This is a genomic window from Streptomyces sp. NPDC046862, from assembly GCF_040704615.1.
GTDB lineage: Bacteria > Actinomycetota > Actinomycetes > Streptomycetales > Streptomycetaceae > Streptomyces.
On record NZ_JBEYXP010000063.1, the window covers coordinates 1 to 21,616 of the forward strand.

General features: G+C 70.1%; 16 protein-coding genes and 1 pseudogene. 9 read left to right on the top strand and 8 right to left on the bottom strand.

Annotation, left to right across the window (positions count from 1 at the left end):
* Positions 1 to 148: 148 nt before the first annotated feature.
* A complete protein-coding gene (lon, locus tag AB0959_RS44675) occupies positions 149 to 2,569 on the bottom strand; it encodes an endopeptidase La (protein WP_366832627.1) in 2,421 nt (806 codons plus the stop codon).
* Positions 2,570 to 2,803: 234 nt separating this feature from the next.
* Between lon and AB0959_RS44680 the strand changes: the two genes are divergently transcribed.
* The gene (locus tag AB0959_RS44680; RefSeq protein WP_366832628.1) at positions 2,804 to 3,634 is read left to right on the top strand and encodes a M55 family metallopeptidase; all 831 of its coding nucleotides are present in this window, start codon (positions 2,804 to 2,806) and stop codon (positions 3,632 to 3,634) included.
* 41 nt (positions 3,635 to 3,675) lie between these two features.
* Positions 3,676 to 4,242 carry a GNAT family N-acetyltransferase gene (locus AB0959_RS44685; protein WP_366832629.1) on the top strand — a complete coding sequence of 189 codons (567 nt, stop codon included), beginning with the start codon at positions 3,676 to 3,678 and terminating at the stop codon, positions 4,240 to 4,242.
* Positions 4,243 to 4,421: 179 nt separating this feature from the next.
* Here the strand turns inward: AB0959_RS44685 and AB0959_RS44690 are convergent, their stop codons facing one another.
* Positions 4,422 to 4,961 carry a GNAT family N-acetyltransferase gene (locus AB0959_RS44690; RefSeq protein ID WP_366832630.1) on the bottom strand — a complete coding sequence of 180 codons (540 nt, stop codon included), beginning with the start codon at positions 4,959 to 4,961 and terminating at the stop codon, positions 4,422 to 4,424.
* Between the two features lie 229 nt (positions 4,962 to 5,190).
* Between AB0959_RS44690 and AB0959_RS44695 the strand changes: the two are divergent.
* A pseudogene (locus AB0959_RS44695) lies at positions 5,191 to 5,532 on the top strand (GNAT family N-acetyltransferase); the annotation flags it as partial.
* On the opposite strand, the gene AB0959_RS44700 reads toward AB0959_RS44695, so the two are convergent.
* Positions 5,483 to 5,869, bottom strand: a complete 387-nt coding sequence (locus AB0959_RS44700) for an ATP-binding protein (protein ID WP_366832678.1) — start codon at positions 5,867 to 5,869, stop codon at positions 5,483 to 5,485. The pseudogene AB0959_RS44695 and the gene AB0959_RS44700 overlap by 50 nt on opposite strands.
* 247 nt (positions 5,870 to 6,116) lie before the next feature.
* On the opposite strand from AB0959_RS44700, the gene AB0959_RS44705 reads away from it, so the two are divergent.
* Together AB0959_RS44705 and AB0959_RS44710 are read left to right on the top strand one after the other, a co-directional pair.
* Positions 6,117 to 6,968, top strand: a complete 852-nt coding sequence (locus AB0959_RS44705) for a helix-turn-helix transcriptional regulator (protein ID WP_366832631.1) — start codon at positions 6,117 to 6,119, stop codon at positions 6,966 to 6,968.
* Between the two features lie 10 nt (positions 6,969 to 6,978).
* Positions 6,979 to 7,179, top strand: coding sequence for a DUF397 domain-containing protein (locus AB0959_RS44710; protein ID WP_366832632.1), 201 nt, complete (start codon positions 6,979 to 6,981; stop codon positions 7,177 to 7,179).
* Here AB0959_RS44710 and AB0959_RS44715 read toward each other — a convergent pair.
* The gene (locus AB0959_RS44715; RefSeq protein WP_366832633.1) at positions 7,135 to 7,935 is read right to left on the bottom strand and encodes a rhomboid-like protein; all 801 of its coding nucleotides are present in this window, start codon (positions 7,933 to 7,935) and stop codon (positions 7,135 to 7,137) included. The two genes, AB0959_RS44710 and AB0959_RS44715, sit on opposite strands and share 45 nt — an antisense overlap.
* Before the next feature lie 221 nt (positions 7,936 to 8,156).
* Between AB0959_RS44715 and AB0959_RS44720 the strand changes: the two genes are divergently transcribed.
* From AB0959_RS44720 to AB0959_RS44735, 4 genes are all read left to right on the top strand, one after another.
* A complete protein-coding gene (locus AB0959_RS44720) occupies positions 8,157 to 8,849 on the top strand; it encodes a spermidine synthase (RefSeq protein ID WP_366832634.1) in 693 nt (230 codons plus the stop codon).
* 121 nt (positions 8,850 to 8,970) lie between these two features.
* Positions 8,971 to 9,708: a response regulator transcription factor gene (locus AB0959_RS44725; protein ID WP_366832635.1), complete on the top strand. Its 738-nt coding sequence runs from the start codon at positions 8,971 to 8,973 to the stop codon at positions 9,706 to 9,708.
* Between the two features lie 31 nt (positions 9,709 to 9,739).
* Entirely contained in the window at positions 9,740 to 10,849 is a 1,110-nt protein-coding gene (locus tag AB0959_RS44730) for a HAMP domain-containing sensor histidine kinase (RefSeq protein WP_366832636.1), read from the top strand.
* 544 nt (positions 10,850 to 11,393) lie between these two features.
* Positions 11,394 to 15,185, top strand: a complete 3,792-nt coding sequence (locus tag AB0959_RS44735; RefSeq protein ID WP_366832637.1) for a multifunctional oxoglutarate decarboxylase/oxoglutarate dehydrogenase thiamine pyrophosphate-binding subunit/dihydrolipoyllysine-residue succinyltransferase subunit — start codon at positions 11,394 to 11,396, stop codon at positions 15,183 to 15,185.
* Positions 15,186 to 15,278: 93 nt separating this feature from the next.
* Here the strand turns inward: AB0959_RS44735 and fxsT are convergent, their stop codons facing one another.
* The 4 genes from fxsT to fxsA all read right to left on the bottom strand — a co-directional run bounded on the left by fxsT (position 15,279) and on the right by fxsA (position 21,606).
* Positions 15,279 to 18,290 (bottom strand): FxSxx-COOH system tetratricopeptide repeat protein, encoded by a 3,012-nt coding sequence (gene fxsT / locus AB0959_RS44740; protein ID WP_366832638.1) that lies wholly within the window; start codon positions 18,288 to 18,290, stop codon positions 15,279 to 15,281.
* Positions 18,291 to 18,453: 163 nt separating this feature from the next.
* Positions 18,454 to 20,046 carry an HEXXH motif-containing putative peptide modification protein gene (locus AB0959_RS44745; protein WP_366832639.1) on the bottom strand — a complete coding sequence of 531 codons (1,593 nt, stop codon included), beginning with the start codon at positions 20,044 to 20,046 and terminating at the stop codon, positions 18,454 to 18,456.
* Positions 20,043 to 21,245, bottom strand: coding sequence for an FxsB family cyclophane-forming radical SAM/SPASM peptide maturase (locus tag AB0959_RS44750; RefSeq protein WP_366832640.1), 1,203 nt, complete (start codon positions 21,243 to 21,245; stop codon positions 20,043 to 20,045). Before AB0959_RS44750 ends, AB0959_RS44745 begins: the two co-directional genes overlap by 4 nt.
* Positions 21,246 to 21,411: 166 nt before the next feature.
* Positions 21,412 to 21,606, bottom strand: coding sequence for an FxSxx-COOH cyclophane-containing RiPP peptide (gene fxsA, locus AB0959_RS44755; RefSeq protein ID WP_366832641.1), 195 nt, complete (start codon positions 21,604 to 21,606; stop codon positions 21,412 to 21,414).
* Positions 21,607 to 21,616 lie beyond the last annotated feature (10 nt).

Genomic DNA, 21,616 nt, shown 5'->3' on the forward strand with positions numbered 1-21,616 from the left:
ATTCTCAACACCAACACCCAATAACATAACTTAAATATTGTTATTGGTTTTCTGTGGTGTGCTCTTCGTATGTGTTGGGGTGGGGTGGGGGGGGGGGGGGCGGGGAAAACCCCGCCCCCTCCCCCCGAACCGTCGGGACCGGCCCGGATCAGGCGGCGGCCGGAACCGTCACCTCCGCCGGAGCGAGGGCCAGTTCGAGGACCTGACGGACGTCCGTGACGGCGTGGACGTCCAGCTTGTCCAGGACCTCGGCGGGCACGTCGTCCAGGTCGGGCTCGTTGCGCTTCGGGATGATCACCGTGGTGGTACCGGCCCGGTGCGCGGCCAGCAGCTTCTGCTTGACGCCGCCGATGGGCAGGACGCGCCCGGTCAGCGAGACCTCACCGGTCATCGCCACATCCGTACGGACCAGCCGGCCGGACAGCAGCGAGGCGAGTGCCGTCGTCATCGTGACGCCCGCGCTCGGACCGTCCTTGGGCACGGCCCCCGCCGGGAAGTGGATGTGCACGCCCCGGTCCTTCAGGTCGCCCACGGGCAGCTCCAGCTCCGCGCCGTGCGAGCGCAGGAAGCTGAGCGCGATCTGCGCGGACTCCTTCATGACGTCACCGAGCTGGCCGGTGAGGGTCAGCCCGGCGGCGCCCGTCTCGGGGTCGGCCAGGGACGCCTCCACGTACAGCACGTCACCGCCCGCGCCGGTCACGGCGAGTCCGGTGGCCACGCCCGGCACGGCCGTGCGCCGCTCCGCCGGGTCCTGAGCGGACTCGGGCACGTGGTGCGGACGCCCGATGAGCCCGCGCAGATCCGCCTCGGTGACCGTGAACGGCAGCTCCCGCTCGCCGAGTTCGTGCTGGGCCGCGACCTTGCGCAGCAGCCGGGCGACGGACCGCTCCAGGTTCCGTACGCCGGCCTCACGCGTGTACTCACCGGCGAGCTTGCGCAGCGCTCCCTCGTCCAGGGTGACCTCGTCGCCCTTCAGCCCGGCGCGCTCCAGTTGCCGCGGCAGCAGGTGGTCCCGCGCGATGACGACCTTCTCGTCCTCGGTGTACCCGTCGAGCCTGACCAGCTCCATACGGTCGAGCAGCGCCTCCGGGATGGCCTCCAGCACGTTCGCGGTGGCCAGGAAGACGACGTCGCTCAGATCCAGCTCGACCTCCAGGTAGTGGTCCCGGAAGGTGTGGTTCTGTGCCGGGTCCAGGACTTCGAGCAGGGCGGCGGCCGGGTCGCCCCGGAAGTCGGAGCCGACCTTGTCGATCTCGTCGAGCAGCACGACCGGGTTCATGGACCCGGCCTCCTTGATGGCCCGGACGATACGGCCGGGCAGGGCGCCCACGTACGTCCGCCGGTGCCCTCGGATCTCGGCCTCGTCCCGCACGCCGCCGAGCGCGACGCGCACGAACTTGCGTCCCATGGCGTGGGCGACCGACTCACCGAGCGAGGTCTTGCCGACACCGGGCGGCCCGACCAGCGCGAGCACGGCACCGCCGCGCCGCCCGCCGACGACACCCAGCCCACGGTCGGAGCGCCGCTTCCTCACGGCGAGGTACTCGGTGATGCGCTCCTTCACGTCCTCCAGGCCGGCGTGCTCGGCGTCCAGGACGGCCTGGGCGCCCCGGATGTCGTACGCGTCCTCGGTCCGCTCGTTCCAGGGCAGTTCGAGGACGGTGTCGAGCCAGGTACGGATCCAGGAGCCCTCCGGCGACTGGTCACTGGACCGCTCCAGCTTGTCGACCTCCTTCAGGGCGGCCTCACGGACCTTCTCGGGGAGATCGGCGGCCTCGACACGGGTCCGGTAGTCGTCGGACTCCTCCCCGTCCTTCCCGCCCTTCTCGCCGTTCAGCTCGCGCAGTTCCTTACGGACGGCTTCGAGCTGGCGGCGCAGCAGGAACTCGCGCTGCTGCTTGTCCACGCCTTCCTGTACGTCCTTGGCGATGGACTCGGCGACGTCCTGCTCGGCGAGGTGCTCGCGGAGCTGCTCGGTGGCGAGCTTCAGCCGGGCGACGGGGTCGGAGGTCTCCAGCAGCTCCACCTTCTGTTCAGTGGACAGGAACGGCGAGTAACCGGAGTTGTCGGCGAGGGCGGAGACGTCGTCGATCTGCTGCACGCGGTCGACGACCTGCCAGGCGCCGCGCTTGCGCAGCCAGCTGGTGGCAAGGGCCTTGTACTCCTTGACCAGCTCGGCGACCTGCCCGGGCAGCGGCTCGGGCAGGGTCTCCTCCACCCGTGTGCCCTCGACCCACAGCGCGGCCCCGGGCCCGGTGGTGCCCGCGCCGATCTTCACCCGCCCGCGCCCGCGGATGAGCGCCCCAGGATCTCCGTCGGCCAGCCGTCCCACCTGCTCGACGGTGCCGAGCACCCCCGTACGTGCGTAGGTCCCGTCGATCCGCGGCACCAGCAGCACTCTCGGTTTCCCCGGTTCCGAGCGCGCGGCGGCCTGGGCGGCCTCCACCGCGGCCCGCACATCGGCGTCGTTCAGATCCAGCGGCACCACCATTCCCGGCAGCACGACCTCGTCGTCGAGCGGCAGCACGGGCAGGGTGAGCGGTGTGGACGAAGCGTTCTCAGCAGCCATGATCTTCCCCTCGACAATCAACTTGAGCTACTGGGACTCAATGCTTGTGAGCCTCCTGATGTTCCCTCTCGATGTTCGCCCTCAGCGATCACGACTCGGCCTGTGATTTGGCGGGTCGGCAGCTCGAACGAGCCGTGCCGGCCCAGGCCGAAACAAGATGATCGTGAACTGGTGAAGGAACCGGAGGAAGAGCGGCCGGCGTCTCCTCGACGATCAAGCTTGAGGAGATTGCGCGTGCGGATCTACATCAGCGTGGACATGGAAGGCGTCACCGGGCTCGTGGACGCCGACGACGTCCAGCCCGGCGGCCGGGACTACGAGCGTGGACGGCTGATGATGGCGGAGGACGTCAACGCCGCGATCAGGGGAGCCGTCGCGGCCGGTGCCACCGACATCACCGTCAACGACGCGCATGGCCCCATGCGCAACCTCCTGCCCGAGACCCTGCACCCGGCGGCCCGCCTCATCCGCGGCAGGCCCAAGCCGATGGGCATGCTCGAAGGAGTGACCCCCGAGCACGACGCCGCGATCTGCGTCGGCTATCACTCGCGGGCCGGCGCGCTCGGCGTACTGAGTCACAGCTTCATGGGGCACGAGATCGAAGACATGTGGCTGGACGGCCGGCCTGTGGGCGAGATCGGCCTGGCCCACGCCACCGCGGCCGCCGTCGGTGTTCCGGTGACGGTCCTCACCGGTGACGACTGTGCCTGCGCGGAGATGACGGAATGGGACGCCTCAGTGACAACTGTGGCCGTGAAGTACGCGCGGGACCGATTCGCGGCAGATCTGCGCCCGGCGGAAGAGACACGTGCGGCCATCGAGAAAGCGGTCGCCGCCAGTCTCTCCACACCGCCGAAGGCTCCAGTCGTCACTGCGGCCCCGTCCACCCTCCGGGTCCGTTGGCAGTCGGCATCGGTGGCCTCGATGCTCCTGGGAATTCCAGGGGTCACCCAGGCAGACACCCGGACCGTCCAGGCCCAGGGCACTGTGCCCAGCCTCTATCGACTGTTCGGCGTCTGGATGCGAGTGGCGGCGTCCCTGACCAACCAGCCGCCGTACTGCTGAGCATCAGAATTCAGGGCAGAACTGCCGCGTACGATCAGCTGGTGAATGACACCGTTACCCTGCGTGCAGGTTCAACGCCGTCCTCTCCCGCTCTCCTTCTTCGTCCGTGGTGCATGGAGGACGTTGCCGCGCTGGTCGAGGCGTACCGGGATCCAGTACTGCGCCGCTGGACGAGCACTGTCGTGGACGACGAGGCCGACGCGGCCCGGTGGGTGCGGACACAAGAGCGGGGTTGGGTGGCAGGCGCCCGGTTCAGTTTCGCGGTCTTTGCAGCGCAACCCGATTCAGATCGTGGGCAGTTGGTCGGCGAGGTGGTTCTCAAGGGAGTAGTTCCCGGCAATCCCTCTGCCGAGGTGGGCTACTGGACGGCGGCACACGCTCGCGGGCGAGGGGTGGCGCCCCGTGCCCTGAATTCACTCACAGGCTGGGCTTTTGCCGCCCTGAGGGCTGACGGACTGCAGCGGCTGGAGTTGCTGCACCAGGTGGACAACCTGGCTTCGTGCCGCGTCGCGCAGAAGAGCCGGTACGACTTCGACAAGGTCCTGCCCGCAGCGCCACCCGCCTTCCCGCTTGATGGCCATGTGCACACACGGCACGAGGATGCGTGAGGGGCACCGCTCAGGCCTCGGGTGAGTGAGCGCCGGACCGACTGGTCGAGGCCGGCGGTCCGGGAGACCGATCAGGCGGCTCCTGGCATCACGTAGCAGGGCGCATGTCAGGCGTTCTCCGCCGACGCTCTCCGCACCGCCCATCGTCGAGTTGCGGATCCGCGCTGTCGAGCACGAGCTCAATCGGAGGGCGTGACCGGGGGCCGCAGGCCGAGCCACTGCTCGGCGTCCCAGGCCTGGAAGCGCTCCACCTCGGTGAACCCCAGCTTTGCCGCGAGGCGCATCGAGCCGACGTTGGCGGTCTGGGTGGCGAGCACCACCGGCTCGCCGGGAAGGACTCCGTCGAACCAGCCGAGTGCCGCCGCGCAGGCCTCGGCGGCGTACCCGCATCCCCACGCTCGCGGCAGGAACAGGTAGCCGAGATCGACCTTCCCCACGGCAGCCGGGCGACGGTGCTCCGGTGCTCTCCTGAGCAGGATCTGGCCGATCATCGCCCCGTCGAGATCAACGACGAAACTCCCGGGCCACTGCTCGGGCACGCCGCGCAGCTCGCGCTCAAGCTCGTCACGCGGGCGAGGGCCGCCGAGGTAGGTGTGCACTTCTGGCGACGCCAGCAGCTCAATGAACGCCGTACGGTCCCGGGCCTCGGACTCACGGAGCACGAGCCTCTCGGTCCTGATCGGGGCAGGTGGCCAGGTGACAGGTCCCAGATCAGTCATGCCGCCCAGCCAATCAACAGGCTCGGCAGCGATCAAGACTCGCGGACCGATCAAGCCACCGGCTCGGGCCCTTCACCAACAGACGCTGTTGGTGAATGAACCGCCGCAGGGTCGCCGAGTGGCTCGCGAGTCCCAGCGACACACCGATCTCACGGCGTGTCGCTGGGACTGAGAAGCCAATTGGTCTCATCTCGCACTGGTGGGTCGATCCGGAGCCGGGCCACCTGAGCTCCGCATCTGGTCACGCTGCGGCGTGACCCGCGTGCTCGTCGTCGCGCCGGACGGCTCCCGGGCGGCACGCGGCCAGATCGCCCCGACCGGCGAGACGGCCGTCGTCGACCAGATCGAGGCCTCCCCCGCCCACCGCCGCCGCGGCCTGGGCACCCTCCTCATGCGCACCCTCGCCCGCGCGGCGGTCGAAGAGGGCGCGAAGAGCGGCGTACTGGCGGGGACGCCGGCGGGGCGGGCGCTGTACCAGTCGCTGGGGTGGACGGTGGCGGCACCGCTGACGAGCGCGAAATTCACAGGGCCGACGGCTGCCTCAGAGGCGCCAGCTCAACGTCGCGAGTAGCCGGCGAGTTGCTCAGCAGCTCGAACCACACCACCTTGCCGCGGGCAAGGCCGAGCGCGAAGCTTCCCCACGCGTCGGCACACAGATCCACGAGGGTGAGCCCTCTCCCTCCGTCGGCATCCGGCTCAGGGCGGCTCCTGGACTGCGGGAGGAGTGCCCCCGTGTCCCACACACTCCCCCTGAGCCGCTTGTCCGCCCACTTCAGCCGCACGGAGGCCGGGCCCGGCGCGTAGCGGCAGGAGTTCGTGAGCAGTTCGGAGACCAGGAGGACGGCGGTGTCCGTGAGTTCCGGGAGTCCATGGCGGTCCAGCACGAGACCGACGGTGGCCCGGGCGATGGAGGGAGCGAGTGGGTCGTGGGGGACCTGGAGGGTGTACTCCCACTCGGCGGGGGGGGCTCGGGCAGGCGTTGGTCCATGGTGACTCTCCCAGGGCGCGCAGAGATTGACCCGTTACGGTGTAACCGGTCCGCCACTCACCGTAAGGTATTGGGATAACAAGTTCGCCCTGAATGGCGACATTGGCATCCCTTCGACCCGATCGAGTGGATCGACAGGACGCGCACCGGCCAACAAGAAGGCATTCATGGCTACTCGGAGCTTCACCACAGAACGGCAGCGACGGCTCGGGACAGAACTGCGCCGCATGCGCGAGGCAGCCGGGATGACCATCCAGGATGCAGCCGACCGCATGGGCACGAACCGTTCCCACGTCACCAACACGGAGTTGGCTCGCTTCGGCCTCAGCCCGGACCGCGTACGCACACTCGCCGCCCACTACTCCTGCCCGGACACGACGTACGCGGAAGCACTGGCCGCCATGGCCGGAGAGCGGCATCGAGGCTGGTGGGAGGAGTACCGGGGCCAGATCGCGACTGGCGGACTCGATCTCGCCGAGCTGGAGTACTACGCGACCAGCCTGCGCGTGTTCGTGGCGATGCATGTGCCCGGACTCCTCCAGACCGAGGAGTATGCCCGCGCCGTCATCGCCGAGACGGTGCCCGCCTGGCCCGCGCAGGAACTGCGGCGCCGGCTGTCCCACCGTATGAAGCGCCGCGACATCCTGGACCGCGACGAGCCTCCAGCATGCACGTTCGTCATCCATGAGGCAGCACTTCGACTTCAGTTCGGCGGGCCGGACGCGATGCGCACGCAGCTGAAAGAGCTGAGCCAGTCCTCGCTACGGCGGAACGTCACGGTGCGCGTCATCCCGTTCAGCGCGGGAGGCTTCCCACTACCTGGGCTCACCGTGATGTACGCGTCCGGGCCCGTCCCCCAGCTCGACACCGTGCAGGTCGATTCAGCCACCAGCTCGGAATTCCTCGATGCACACACCCAGCTCTCGAACTACCGTGTGCTTATGGAGCGCATCATCAAGACCGCGCTCCCGGTGAAGGAGTCACGGGAGTTCATCCGTTCCCTTGCGGAACACGTCTGAAGGCGGGGACATGTCCGAGATCGGCTGGCAGAAGTCGTCGTACTCCGGATCGGGTGACGGCACGAACTGCCTCGAACTCGCCCGCACCCACCCCACCCTCGCCCTCCGCGAGAGCGACACCCCCACCGTCGTACTCCACACCCACCGCCCTCAACTCGCCGCCCTACTACGGCATATCAAGGCGCACGGGAGCCACGGCATCACCGCCTAGCGACCGCCGTATCACCGGCCACGTCGCGACCCCGATCCCGAGGGCCATCAGATGCCCCCAGTTCGTCATCGGATCCTGGAAGGCGATCAGGTCGTCGACCAGCACGCCGCCGAAGGCCACCAGCAACGGCCATCGCAGCCACGGGGACAGCAGCCCCGCCAGCGCGCCCACGCTCGCCGCCACGCCGAAGCTGATGCCGTAGTCGAGACGGTGGAGGGAGCTCTCGGGGAGGTGGCCCGCCAGGACGGCGAGGCCGACCGGGACCTCGGTGGCGAGGGTCGCGCCCACGTGACCCAGCAGGAAGACACCGGCCGTGCGCCGGCCCCCGATGCGGTGTTCCAGAACGGTGAGGACCACCACGAGACCCAGCGCGTACGGCGACCCGACCCCGCCCACTACCCACAGCGCGCTCGCGAACAGCACCAGCGCCGGGTACTGCACCAGGTGCGCCACATCCGTGCTGGAGCCCTGGTGGAGGGTGTGGACGAGGGACGGGTCGGCGTACTCGGTGATCGCCGAGGTGACCAGCAGGACGGCCGCGTACACGAGCGTGAAGGGCGTCGCCGCCGGGGTGGGAAGCAGGGCCCGCACACGCTTGGCGCGCGGGCGGGCCGACGGTCGCGGGGCGAGCTCCGTGCTCGTCGGAGCCCCTGACGGTTCGGGCGTCGAGGCACGCGGCGACGGGATCCCGTCCAGTACGGGCCCGGCGACCGGCGGCGTCACGTCGGGCGGCGCGGCCCCGTCCACGGTGTCCAAGTGAGCCGCTCCCTCCGTTCCGCCCCAGTCGTTCCACCCCAGCCTTGACGTCCCGTACGCCCCTGTCTGTGATCCCCGCCACGCGAAGCGCGATTCCCAGTCGATTCACAGGAAGCAACCCGGTCACAGGAGGCCACCGGGCCACCGGCCACACGCGCAACCCCGCCGCCCGGCGCGGAAATTCCCGGAGCCCTGCGTGACGGAACTGCCAGGATGGGCCCATGAGCACCTCGTACGACGTCCCCGAGTACGGCATCCCCGAAGTCATCGATCGCCGCGAGGGCCCGTACGGCGAGGTCGCGTTACGGCGTCACGGGGAGTTGCTGCAGATCATCGCGAACGGGTGCTTCCTGATGGACACCTCCGACGGCCGTTCGGAGCGGCTCCTCGTCGACGCGGCCCTTGACGCCCTGGACGAACGGCCGGAGCCGAGCGTGCTGATCGGCGGCCTGGGCGTCGGTTTCTCGCTCGCGCACGCGGCGGCCAACCCGCGGTGGGGGCGCATCACCGTGGTGGAGCGCGAGCCGGCCGTCATCGACTGGCACCGGCGCGGCCCTCTCGGCGAGTTGTCCTCCGAGGCGCTCGCGGACCCTCGTACGGAGATCGCGGAAGCCGATCTCGTGGATTTCGTCAATGAGATGTCCGACACATATGACGCGCTGTGCCTGGACATCGACAACGGGCCCGACTGGACCGTCACCGAGGACAACGACAGCCTGTACTCGCCATCCGGACTCACAAGCTGCGCAAGAGTGTTGAAGCCGGGCGGGGTACTCGCCGTATGGTCGGCGCAGCCCTCAACGGAATTCGAGGAAACCTTGGGGAATGCCGGGTTCCAACAGGTGCGTACCGAAGAGATCCGGGTTGCCCGAGGCGTTCCCGACGTCGTGCACCTCGCGATCCGCCCTGGATAGCCGCGGCACCGTAACTGCCCGTACGCTGCTCCTCTGACGCCGATCATTCATGCGGCAACCGCAGTCATGCGCAATCAAGGAATCACCCCACGGATTCCGGAAAGCAACACAGGGGCGGGCGATGGAGCAGACACACACCTCCCACAACGGCACGGCGGCGACCCCGGGCGCGCAGCGCCGGGTCCTGGTCGTTGAGGACGACCCGACGATCGTCGACGCCATCGCGACCCGCCTGCGGGCCGAAGGGTTTCTGGTGCAGACCGCGGGCGACGGTCCGGCCGCCGTCGACACCGCCGAGGCCTGGCAGCCCGACCTGCTGATCCTCGACATCATGCTGCCGGGCTTCGACGGCCTGGAGGTCTGCCGCAGAGTGCAGGCACAGCGGCCGGTGCCGGTGATGATGCTCACCGCGCGGGACGACGAGACGGACATGCTGGTCGGGCTCGGCGTCGGCGCCGACGACTACATGACAAAGCCCTTCTCCATGCGGGAGCTGGCCGCGCGCGTGCACGTCCTGCTGCGCCGGGTGGAGCGCGCCGCGCTGGCCGCGTCGACCCCGCGCTCGGGCATCCTGCGCCTGGGCGAGCTGGAGATCGACCACGCGCAGCGTCGGGTGCGGGTGCGCAGCGAGGACGTGCACCTCACGCCCACCGAGTTCGACCTCCTGGTGTGCCTCGCGAACACCCCGCGTGCCGTACTCTCTCGCGAACAGTTGCTCGCCGAGGTGTGGGACTGGGCGGACGCGTCCGGGACGCGGACCGTGGACAGCCACATCAAGGCGCTGCGGCGGAAGATCGGGGCGGAGCGGATCCGCACGGTGCACGGTGTGGGGTACGCGCTGGAGACCCCGACACCCTGAGCCGGTGGTCGCGTAGGGGGCTGATGGCGGTATGAGCGGTCTCGGTGAGTCACGCAAGGGTGCGGGACCCTGGGGCGGTGTACGCCCGTTCTCGATCAAGACGAAGCTGGGCACGCTCGTCGTCGTCTCGGTCCTGATCACCACGGGTCTGTCGATGATCGCGGTGCACACCAAGACCGAGCTCCGCTTCATCACGGTCTTCTCGATGATCGCCACACTTCTCATCACGCAATTCGTGGCGCATTCACTCACCGCGCCGCTGGACGAGATGAACGCGGTCGCCCGGTACATCTCGCACGGCGACTACACGCGCCGGGTGAACGACGGCCGCCGCGACGAGCTGGGCGACCTGGCCCACACGATCAACCTCATGGCCGACGAGCTGGAGGCCCAGAACCGTCAGCGCAAGGAGCTCGTGGCGAACGTCTCGCACGAGCTGCGCACGCCCATCGCGGGTCTGCGGGCGGTCCTGGAGAACGTGGTGGACGGCGTGTCGGTGGCCGACACCGAGACGATGCGTACGGCGCTGAAGCAGACGGAGCGCCTCGGGCGCCTGGTCGAGACCCTGCTGGACCTCTCCCGCCTGGACAACGGCGTCGTCCCCCTCCGCAAGCGTCGGTTCGAGGTGTGGCCCTACCTGTCGGGTGTCCTCAAGGAGGCCAACATGGTCGCCTCGGCACGCGGGGGCATCGCCTCCGACTCCGGCAAGCACACGCGCACGGACGTCCACCTGCACCTGGACGTGCACCCTCCGGAGCTCACGGCGCACGCCGATCCGGAGCGTATCCACCAGGTCGTGGCCAACCTGATCGACAACGCGGTCAAGCACAGCCCGCCGCACGGCCGCGTGACGGTGAAGGCGCGGCGCGGCAACACGCCCGAGTCGCTGAACCTGGAGGTGCTGGACGAGGGCCCGGGCATCCCCGAGTCCGAGTGGCACCGCGTGTTCGAACGCTTCAACCGTGGCGCCGTGAGCTCCCCGCACGGCCCCGGCAGCGACGGCGGCACGGGCCTGGGCCTCGCCATCGCCCGCTGGGCCGTCGACCTCCACGGCGGCCGCATCGGCGTGGCCGAGTCCAAACGCGGCTGCCGCATCCAGGTGAACCTCCCAGGCATCCCGGGCCAGCGCACAGCGGGCTGAGGCACTTGCGCGCTCATGAGTCCTGGGCGTACCCGGCTGCCGGGTAAGCGACCGCTGCCGGGCGCGCCCAGGCTTTTCAGGGGCGCGGGACTGTGACATTTCGCGGCTCCGCCGCGTGGGCGCGACCAGCCACACACAACGCGCACCGCCCACGCTCAAGAACCCGGCAGACGAGACGCATCCGGCCAACCACCAAACGCACCTGGCCTGATCCATGTCACACGTCCGGGACTTCCATCTCTGCCAAGTTGACGTAAAGTTCGATGTGGAGCCGCAAGATCCGTGTGCGTCCGCGCTGGCGGACACGTGTGATCAGGCTGTCGTTCCGCGCAGGGCCCCGCGCACATCGCCGCAGGCCTCCGCCGCAGCATGCTCCCTCAACCGGAACCTCGCTTGTTTCCCGCCATTTCCAGCCCTGAAACACGCATTCCGATGTGACTTACACGACGATGGACCGGCCCGGCCTGACCTTCGCCGCCACGGAGGCGTAGCCTTTATTTCCGCTGTCCATCACCTTGTGAAGCGGAAGAGGGCGGTTAGCGCCGTGTCGCCACAGTCCCCCAGTAACTCGAGCATCTCGACCGACGCCGACCGAGCGGGCAAGGACCCCGCCGCGGCCTTCGGGCCCAACGAGTGGCTCGTCGACGAGATCTATCAGCAGTACCTCCAGGACCCGAATTCGGTAGACCGCGCCTGGTGGGACTTCTTCGCCGACTACAAGCCAGGGGCGGCTGCCGCCCCGGCTTCGGCGGGCACGACCACCGCGCAGGCGCCGGCCGCTCCGGCCGCCCCCGCTGCCCCGGCCGCGCCCGCGGCCCCCTCGGCTCCGGCCCAGGCCGCCGCCCCCTCAGCGGCGACGCCGGCCCCCGCGGCCCCGAAGCCCGCCGCCGCACCGGCCGCGCCCAAGCCCGCCGCGGCCGCGCCCGCGAAGCCGGCGAAGAAGGCCGAGCCCGCCGCGGCGCCCGCCGGGGGTCCCGAGCTGGTGACGCTGCGCGGCCCGTCCGCGGCCGTCGCGAAGAACATGAACGCCTCCCTGGAGCTGCCCACGGCCACGTCCGTGCGCGCGGTCCCGGTGAAGCTGCTGTTCGACAACCGCATCGTCATCAACAACCACCTCAAGCGCGCCCGGGGCGGGAAGATCTCCTTCACGCACCTCATCGGGTACGCGATGGTGCAGGCCATCAAGGCCATGCCGTCGATGAACCACTCCTTCGCGGAGAAGGACGGCAAGCCGACCCTGGTCAAGCCGGAGCACGTCAACCTCGGTCTCGCCATCGACCTGGTCAAGCCGAACGGCGACCGCCAGCTGGTCGTCGCGGCGATCAAGAAGGCCGAGACGCTGAACTTCTTCGAGTTCTGGCAGGCCTACGAGGACATCGTCCGTCGCGCCCGCGACAACAAGCTGACGATGGACGACTTCACCGGCGTGACGGTCTCCCTGACCAACCCCGGCGGTCTCGGCACCGTGCACTCGGTGCCGCGTCTGATGCCCGGCCAGTCGGTGATCATGGGCGTCGGCTCCATGGACTACCCGGCGGAATTCCAGGGCACCTCCCAGGACACGCTCAACAAGCTCGGCATCGCGAAGGTCATGACGCTCACGTCGACCTACGACCACCGGGTGATCCAGGGCGCCGCCTCCGGCGAGTTCCTCCGCCAGGTCGCGAACCTGCTGCTCGGCGAGAGCGGCTTCTACGACGAGATCTTCGAGGCGCTGCGCATCCCCTACGAGCCGGTCCGCTGGCTCAAGGACATCGACGCCTCGCACGACGACGACGTCACGAAGGCCGCCCGCGTCTTCGAGCTGATCCACTCCTACCGGGTCCGCGGCCACGTCATGGCCGACACCGACCCGCTGGAGTACCGCCAGCGCAAGCACCCCGACCTGGACATCACCGAGCACGGGCTCACCCTGTGGGACCTGGAGCGCGAGTTCGCGGTCGGCGGCTTCTCCGGCAAGTCGATGATGAAGCTGCGCGACATCCTCGGCGTGCTGCGCGACTCGTACTGCCGCACCACCGGCGTCGAGTTCATGCACATCCAGGACCCGAAGCAGCGCAAGTGGATCCAGGACCGCATCGAGCGCGGGCACACCAAGCCGGAGCGCGAGGAGCAGCTGCGCATCCTGCGCCGGCTGAACGCGGCGGAGGCCTTCGAGACCTTCCTGCAGACGAAGTACGTCGGCCAGAAGCGCTTCTCCCTGGAGGGCGGCGAGTCCGTCATCCCGCTGCTCGACGCGGTGCTGGACTCGGCCGCCGAGTCCCGCCTCGACGAGGTCGTCATCGGCATGGCCCACCGCGGCCGCCTGAACGTCCTGGCGAACATCGTCGGCAAGTCGTACGCGCAGATCTTCCGCGAGTTCGAGGGCAACCTCGACCCGAAGTCGATGCACGGCTCCGGCGACGTGAAGTACCACCTGGGTGCCCAGGGCACCTTCACCGGTCTCGACGGCGAGCAGATCACGGTCTCCCTGGCCGCCAACCCCTCCCACCTGGAGGCGGTCGACCCGGTCCTGGAGGGCATCGCCCGCGCCAAGCAGGACATCATCAACAAGGGCGGCACGGACTTCACGGTCCTGCCGGTGGCCCTGCACGGCGACGCGGCCTTCGCGGGCCAGGGCGTGGTGGCCGAGACCCTGAACATGTCGCAGCTGCGCGGCTACCGCACCGGCGGCACGGTCCACGTGGTCATCAACAACCAGGTCGGCTTCACCGCGGCCCCCGAGTCCTCGCGTTCGTCCATGTACGCCACGGACGTGGCCCGCATGATCGAGGCCCCGATCTTCCACGTGAACGGCGACGACCCGGAGGCGGTCGTGCGCGTCGCGCGGCTGGCCTTCGAGTTCCGCCAGGCGTTCAACAAGGACGTGGTGATCGACCTCATCTGCTACCGCCGCCGCGGTCACAACGAGTCGGACAACCCGGCCTTCACCCAGCCGCTGATGTACGACCTGATCGACAAGAAGCGCTCGGTGCGCAAGCTGTACACCGAGTCCCTCATCGGTCGCGGCGACATCACCCTGGAAGAGGCCGAGCAGGCGCTGCAGGACTACCAGGGCCAGCTGGAGAAGGTCTTCACCGAGGTCCGCGAGGCCACCGCGCAGCCGGCGTCGGGCGAGTCCCACGACCCGCAGGAGGGCTTCCCGGTCTCCGTGGACACGGCCGTGTCCGCCGAGGTCGTCAAGCGCATCGCCGAGTCCCAGGTCAACATCCCCGACCGCGTCACCGTCCACCCGCGTCTGCTGCCGCAGCTGCAGCGCCGGGCGGCGATGATCGAGGACGACGCGATCGACTGGGGCATGGGCGAGACGCTGGCGATCGGCTCCCTGCTGCTTGAGGGCGTCCCGGTGCGCCTCTCGGGCCAGGACTCCCGCCGCGGCACGTTCGGTCAGCGTCACGCGGTCCTGATCGACCGCGAGACGGGCGGGGACTACACCCCGCTGCTGTACCTGTCGGACGACCAGGCGCGTTACAACGTCTACGACTCCCTGCTGTCCGAGTACGCCGCGATGGGCTTCGAGTACGGCTACTCGCTCGCCCGGCCGGAGTCCCTGGTCATGTGGGAGGCCCAGTTCGGCGACTTCGTCAACGGTGCCCAGACGGTCGTGGACGAGTTCATCTCGTCGGCGGAGCAGAAGTGGGGCCAGACCTCCGGCGTCACCCTGCTCCTCCCCCACGGCTACGAGGGCCAGGGCCCGGACCACTCCTCGGCCCGCCCGGAGCGGTTCCTGCAGCTCTGCGCGCAGAACAACATGACGGTCGCGATGCCGACCCTGCCGTCGAACTACTTCCACCTCCTGCGCTGGCAGGTGCACAACCCGCACCACAAGCCGCTGGTCGTCTTCACCCCGAAGTCGATGCTGCGTCTGAAGGCGGCGGCGTCGAAGGCGGACGAGTTCATGACCGGCCAGTTCCGCCCGGTCATCGGCGACGCCTCGGTGGACCCGGCGGCCGTCAAGAAGGTCGTCTTCACCGCGGGCAAGGTCTACTACGACCTCGAGGCCGAGCGGAAGAAGCGCGGCGTCTCGGACACGGCGATCATCCGCCTCGAGCGGCTGTACCCGCTCCCGGGTGCCGAGGTGCAGGCGGAGATCGCCAAGTACCCGAACGCCGAGAAGTACCTGTGGGCCCAGGAGGAGCCGGCCAACCAGGGCGCCTGGCCGTTCATCGCCCTGAACCTGATCGACCACCTGGACCTGGCGGTCGGCGCGGACGTGCCCCACGGCGAGCGTCTGCGGCGCATCTCGCGCCCGCACGGCTCGTCCCCGGCGGTGGGCTCCGCGAAGCGCCACCAGGCCGAGCAGGAGCAGCTGGTGCGTGAGGTGTTCGAGGCGTGAGCCGCTGAGCACACGCCATCGGTCTGATGGGCTGACGAAAGGGCCCGGCCCCGGAGAGATTCCGGGGCCGGGCCCTTCGGCGTGCGGGTCGTGTCAGGTCGCCTGCGGCTCGAAGTCCCAGTACGGGCGGTTGCGGGAGCGCGCCGAGATGGTGTGGACGTGCTGCTTGCCCAGCGTCGCGGCGAGGTCCTGCAGGGCTTCCTGCTCGACCTTCTCGGCCTGCTGGCGGTCCCTCAGGCCGCGCAGGTCGGCGGCGTACGCGATGCGGGCGGACAGGGTCAGGGGGTGGGTGCGCCCTAGTGCCTCGGTGGCCCTGGTGACCGTGTCCCCGCTGAGGGCGGCTGCGGACTCGGGGTCGCCGACGAGGTTGCGCACGGCGGCCGCGTTGATGGCGCAGCCCAGGGTCCACGGGTGGTTCTCGCCCACCGCCGCGGCCATGTCGGCCAGCGCCTGCTCGGCCAGGGCGTAGGCGTGGTCGCGCTCGCCCACGCTGCGCAGGATCAGCGCCTGGTTGGCGCGGACGCCGACGAGGAACGGATGCCCGTCGGTGAGCATCAGTTCGTAGCGGGCGATGATGGATTCACTCGCCTCGCGCGCCTGGTCGATGTCGCCGTGCTCCCGTGCGAAGCAGCTCTGGCTGACGGCGAACATCAGGGTCCACGGATGCGTCTCGCCCATCACCCGCTCGCCACGCTCCAGTACGCGGGAGAACAGCAGGCCCGCCCTGTCCCGGTCGCCGCCGCGGTGCTGGCACAGCGCGAGATTGTGCTCGGCACGCAGGGTGCGCGGATTGTCCGCCCCCATCACGAGGCGGTACTCACGCACGTTCTTCGCCTGCACCGACTCCGCCTCGGTGTAACGGCCCAGCAGACGCAGGTCGATCGCGTAACAGGTCTCCGAGGAGAGGGTCCATGGATGCCGGCCCCGCAGCAGTGAACGGCGCGCCTCCAGCGTGCGGCGGTCGATCTCCAGGGTCTCCTCGTAGCGGCCCAGCAGGCGCAGCGAGGCTCCCAGGTTGTTCAGGGCGTTGAGGGTCCGCGAGTCCTGTTCGCCGAGCAGCTCGCGGTAGGTGTCGAACAGCCGCTGGGACAGCTCCAGCGCCTCGTCGAAGCGGCCGAGGCCCCGCAGGTCGCCGGCGAGACCGTTGGCCGCACGCAGGTAGTCCAGGTCCCGCTCGCCGCGCTCCTCCCGCAGGTGTTCGACGGCCGCCCGCTCGATGGCCTCCGTGGTCTGGTAGTCCCCCGCCGAACGCAGTGAGTTGGTGTAGTGGTAGGTCAGCTCCCAGATCCGTGGGTGGGTCTCGCCGTGCAGGGACCGCCAGGCCTCCAGGGCACGCTCGCCGAGTCTGATACCCGACGTGTACTCGCCGGTGAACCACATGTAGCGAAGGCAGTTGAGGACCAGCCGCTGCACGTTGGGGTCCTTGCTGTGCAGGACGTCGGCGTACTCCAGGTGCGGGACGATCTCCGCGTACGTCTCCCACAGGCGGGTGTCGGTGGGGCGCCCGGGATCCGCCGCCGCCAGCGCCCGCCGCACCACGTCGATGAACTCGCGCCGGTCCTCCTCCGGCATGTCCTTGCGCACGATCTGGTGCACCATGCGGTGCAGGTACAGCGACTCTCCGGAGGAGACGACCTCGTCGCCGATCGACTCGTGGGACTCCAGGCGGACCACGGAGTACTGGCGCAGCTGGTTGATCGCCTTGTTCCACAGCAGGGGGTCGTTGACCAGCCCGGCGATCTGTTCGGGCATCTGGTCGAGCGGCATCTCCTTGAGCAGCCGTACGGGGATGGAGCCCGGGGCGAAGAAGGTGCACAGCCGCAGCAGATCGACGGATTCCGGGACGGTCTCGCGGAGCTTGTTCAGCAGTATCGACCAGGCCGTCTGGAACGCGAGCGGGAAGTCCGCGGACACCTTGACCACGTCCTGGTCGATGCCGCCGTCCAGCAGCTGGATGTACTCCTCGACGGAGAGGTCGGAGTCGTTGAGCCAGCCCGCCGTCTGGTCCAGCAGGAGCGGCAGGTCCTCCAGCGCCTCGGCCAGCTGGTGGGCCTCCGTCTCCGTCAGCCGCGGCGCGCGGCGCCGGATGAACGCCACCGACTCGTCCCGGCTGTAGACCGGCACCTCCAGCAGTCGGCTGTTGTGCTCGCCCCATTCCGGGTTGCGTGAGGTGATGAGTACGTGGCCGGGGCCGGTGGGCACCAGGTCCCAGATCTGGTCGGGCTCGTCGGCTCCGTCCAGGATCAGCAGCCAGCGCCCGTACGGGTCGCCGCGCCGCAGCGAGTCCCGCACCGCGCGCAGCCGCTCGCCGTACTCCGCGCCCGTGGACAGGCCCAGTCTCGGGGCGAGTTCGGCGAGGAAGCGCCGGTAGGTGACACGGCTCTCGGCGTTGACCCACCACACGACGTCGTACTCGGAGCCGAACCGGTACACGTACTCCGCCGCGAACTGCGTCTTGCCCACGCCCGACATGCCGTGCAGCGCCACCACGCCCGCGGCCTGTTCGGAGCCCTGCAACAGGTGATAGGCCTCGTTGAGCAGTGCTTCGCGGCCGGTGAAGCGGGTGTTGCGGCGGGGCACCCCGCCCCACACCTCGGGCGTGGCCGCCGGGAAGCGCGGCCCGCGCCGCTCGCCGTCACCGGAGTCCGGCAGCGGATCTCCCGGCAGGTCGAGCCGGTCCAGCAGACGCCGCTCGGCCTCGTCGGGACCCATGGTGGACAGATCGGTCGGCGCGAGCGCGGCGGTGGCGGCGGGGACCGAGGACGTGGTGACCGAGACGGCCGCGAAACGCGACGGGTCGGGTGCCACGACCTCGCGCAGGGCCGCGTTCCACTCCTCGTGGGTGCGGGGGCCCAGTTGGAAGTACCACTCGCTGACGATGACGAGGATCCGGCCCTCGGCGAGTTTCAGGTCACGCAGCAGGTCCACGAGGGGGATCTCGGCCGGGGAGTCCCACCGCAGGTACACGACACGGATCCCGCGCCGTTCCAGTCGGTCACCGATCCAGACGGCCCAGGGCCGGTTGAAACCCGCGAAGCTGATCGTGACCGTTTGCTTCGCGGCCCCCCTCTCGGTTGGCCTGACCGGCGTACGAGCTCCAGACATGCAGCGGCCTCCCCGCGCGTAATGGTAGAACTTCGACGCCGCGCCGCGATAGCCACTGTCGGCAACCGGGCGGTAGCGTTTCGGTTCTCTTCCTCGGCCCGACGATCTTCGCGCAAGAGATCGCGGACCGCTCGCGGACCGGTCGCAAAGGTCGCTGAAAGCCTCACCCGGTCGGCCCTCGTCCTGCCTCGTTCGGCGGGGGCGCGACGGAGGCGTTGCGCTGCACCCACAGGACGCGCGCGGCGCTCACGTATGCCTGTGCGCGGGCGGTGTGCCCCCGGGGCGCCGGATGCTCCGCCATCCGCTCGTACACCGCGACCATCTGGTCGACGAACCGGCGGCCCCGCGGGGTGAGGTCGGGCGAGCCGACGAGAGTCGGGAGCACTGCCCCGGCCTGCTCGTGATGGCGCGCGAACCGGCCCCAGACGGAGTCCTCGTCGGCCGGCTGAGCTCCGGCGAGCGCGCGGCGATGGAAGAAGTCCGCGAGGGCCAGGTGCGAGTAGGCGCCCTGCAGCAGGCCGTCGTACGGCCGCGGGTCGGGGCGCCAGGGTGCGAAGTACCGTTCCCGCGGGCTCGCCCGGTGGAGCGTCACCATGTCACTGAGCGCGGCGAGTTTGGTGTGGTGCAACTCATGGACCAGCGTCGCCGCGAAAGCTCCCGGGGTGGGTGGCGTACTGCTGAGCAGAGCGCCGAAGGCCTCGCGTCTGGTGCCACTGCAACTGCCTGTGTCAGGGGCGCCCGCACGCGCGCCGAGCGGCATCTCGAGCGGCACCAGGCAGCGCAGGAGAGCGGCGGCCTCGGCGACCCGCTGCTCGCCACCGAGGCGGAGCACGGCCGCGGTGCCCGACCAGGACTGGAGCCACAGCTTGCGCTCCGTGTCGTCCAGGGTCACGGGACCGCCCAGTCGCGGGTGGCGCGGGCCGCCGCGCACGACGCGATAGGGATCGAGGTCGTCGAGCGGCACGGGGGCGGCACCCGGCAGCAGGCCGGGCAGCGCGTACGCGGGTGTCCAGGCGGGGGCCGGGGACCAGGCCCCGACACCTCTCTCCAGGTGCACCACGGTGTCCGCGGCCCCGGCCTGGCGTAACGTCAGCCGGCCGCGCCGGTGGACCACGTCGACCCGGACGTCCCCCGGTGCCGCCGTACGCAGCGTCCCCAGGGAGGGAAGTGTGAGAGCTCCGTCGGCCGCCGTCAGCGGCACGGCGAAGGAGATCCCGCTCCGCGCGGCGGCCATGGCGGCCACCGCGCTGAAGTAGGCCAGGTCGTGGCGCAGTTCACGGGCCTGCCGCTCCGTGCCCGGCCCGGCCCCCGCACCGAGCCCTCGCAGACAGCGCCTGGCCCACGGTCCGAGCAAGGGGTGGAGGAGACGGGCCCGGACGGGCGAGTGAGGAGAGCTCGCGGGCGTGTCGCGGTCCGTTGTGCGGTGCCCGCTGGTCGCTACGTCCTCGCCACCGGTTGCGTGAGCGGTCTCGTACCCGGTGGCCCCGTACCCAGTGGCCCCGTACCCGGTGGTCCCGCCCACGGCCGATGCCACTCGGTCCGCTTCCTCCAGCAGCGCCCAGTCCTCCCGCAGCCGCCTCCGGGCCGCGGCGGAACACACCGAGGGGTCGGCGCCGTCCGCCGCGTCGAGCACCGCGCGCAGCATCAGCATCCGCCGTGTGTCCTGGTCGCGGATCAGGAGCGCGAGGGTGTCGGGGCCGCCTTCGGTGCGGCCGAGTTCGAGGAGGGCCCGGTCCGGGACCGACGGGAAGATCACCGGGTGTCCCCGTCGCGAGAGGCGGATGACAGGGCGGAGGCGGGGGCCGTGGTCACGTCCTCGGTCAGACGGGCCGCCACGTGCCGGATGAAGCGCTGGAGGTCCACGCAGTAGACCGAGGGGTTGGCGAAGCCGTGGCCCGAGCGGTAGCGGTGGGCGTAGTGGCCGCCGCCGCAGACGTGGAGGAGTGGGCAGGCCCGGCAGACCGCGGCCAGGGCGGCCGGGCCCGCCTGGCGTGCGGCCGTACCCGGGTGGCTCAGGGCCTCGTCGAAGGCGTGGTGGAAGACGTCGAGGCCGGTTTCCGCCGCGCCCGCGTAGCAGGACTTCAGTGAGTCCACCTGTTCGATCGATCCGTCCGTCTCCACGACCACCGCGTCGAAGGGCGCCAGGCCCAACGCCTCCGTGGCGGCCGGCAGGCCCAGCAGCAGGGCGACGCACTCCTCGAAGAGCCGTACCCGCGTCTCGCGTCGCCCGGCCCGCCACCAGCGGTCGAAGACAGCGCACAGCCAGTCCCCGTAGCGGGCACCTTCGCGATGCGGTGGCGGGGCCGACCAGTTGCCGTGGGGCAGCAGCAGGTCCACAGCCGGTGGGCGCAGGGCGAGGAGCGAGTCGTACGTTTCGACCGGGTCCAGCGTCGGGTCCACGACCGTGAGGATTCCGGCGTACGACGACGGGAAGCGGTCCGCGAGCAGGCGTGCCCCGCGCACGGCCGCCGGCCAGGACGGGCGCCCGGCGTGGTCGACGCGCCGTGCGTTGTGGGCGGGCAGGCCGCCGTCGAGGCTGATGCCGACGCGGATGTCGTGGCGGGCCAGTGTGGTGAGGCGGGCCTCCGTCAGGAGCGTGCCGTTGGTCTGGACGACGGCGTGCACCGTGCAGTGAGGCGGAACCCGGTCGCGTACGAGGTCGGTGAAGCCGGCGAGCGTGTCGGCTCCCGCGAGCAGGGGTTCGCCACCGTGCAGGACCAGGGAGAGCGCCGTCAGCCCCTGGGATCGCGCGTGCTCGGCGATACGGGACGCGGTGCGGTCCAGGACGGCGGGCGGTGCGGCGGCCGGCCGGGTACGCCAGGAGTCGTCGGGTCCCTCGTAGAGGTAGCAGTAGCGGCACGCCAGGTTGCAGCGGCCGTGGACTTTCACGATGAACTGTCTGAACGGGGAGGGGCTCCCGGACACCGGAAGAGGGGGAGCGACCTTTTCAGACACTCAGGCACCCCCATGCTGTACGGCCTGCGCCCGCGCGCCACGGCCCCCTGCCCGTTCGGAGCGCATTCCCGGGCCGGGTACCGACAAACGCCGTGCGTTCCTTCTGACCGGTTCAGCAGATGTTTTCGACCGGAAGCGGCTCTTCACGCAGGGTGGGTCGCTGACCTCAGAAAGAGCTGTCGAACGCCCACAGCGTCTCGGTCGGCCGCACCGCCCGCTCCCGAAGATCCTCCAGCACCTCGCTCAGCACCGGGTGCTGAACCGTCCTCAGCTCCGCCAGGTCCAGCTCCAGCAGGTCCGGGAGCGGAGCGCCCGGTCCCGTGGGGTACGCGTCCGCGGCGGACTCACCCCGTACGTCCATTCCCATCTCC

Bases quoted from the DNA above. Each gene is read 5' to 3' on its own strand.
- lon (WP_366832627.1), bottom strand. From the start codon at position 2,569: ATGGCTGCTGAGAACGCTTCGTCCACACCGCTCACCCTGCCCGTGCTG.
- AB0959_RS44690 (WP_366832630.1), bottom strand. From the start codon at position 4,961: ATGACTGATCTGGGACCTGTCACCTGGCCACCTGCCCCGATCAGGACC.
- AB0959_RS44705 (WP_366832631.1), top strand. From the start codon at position 6,117: ATGGCTACTCGGAGCTTCACCACAGAACGGCAGCGACGGCTCGGGACA.
- AB0959_RS44710 (WP_366832632.1), top strand. From the start codon at position 6,979: ATGTCCGAGATCGGCTGGCAGAAGTCGTCGTACTCCGGATCGGGTGAC.
- AB0959_RS44720 (WP_366832634.1), top strand. From the start codon at position 8,157: ATGAGCACCTCGTACGACGTCCCCGAGTACGGCATCCCCGAAGTCATC.
- AB0959_RS44725 (WP_366832635.1), top strand. From the start codon at position 8,971: ATGGAGCAGACACACACCTCCCACAACGGCACGGCGGCGACCCCGGGC.
- AB0959_RS44730 (WP_366832636.1), top strand. From the start codon at position 9,740: ATGAGCGGTCTCGGTGAGTCACGCAAGGGTGCGGGACCCTGGGGCGGT.
- fxsT (WP_366832638.1), bottom strand. From the start codon at position 18,290: ATGTCTGGAGCTCGTACGCCGGTCAGGCCAACCGAGAGGGGGGCCGCG.
- fxsA (WP_366832641.1), bottom strand. From the start codon at position 21,606: ATGGACGTACGGGGTGAGTCCGCCGCGGACGCGTACCCCACGGGACCG.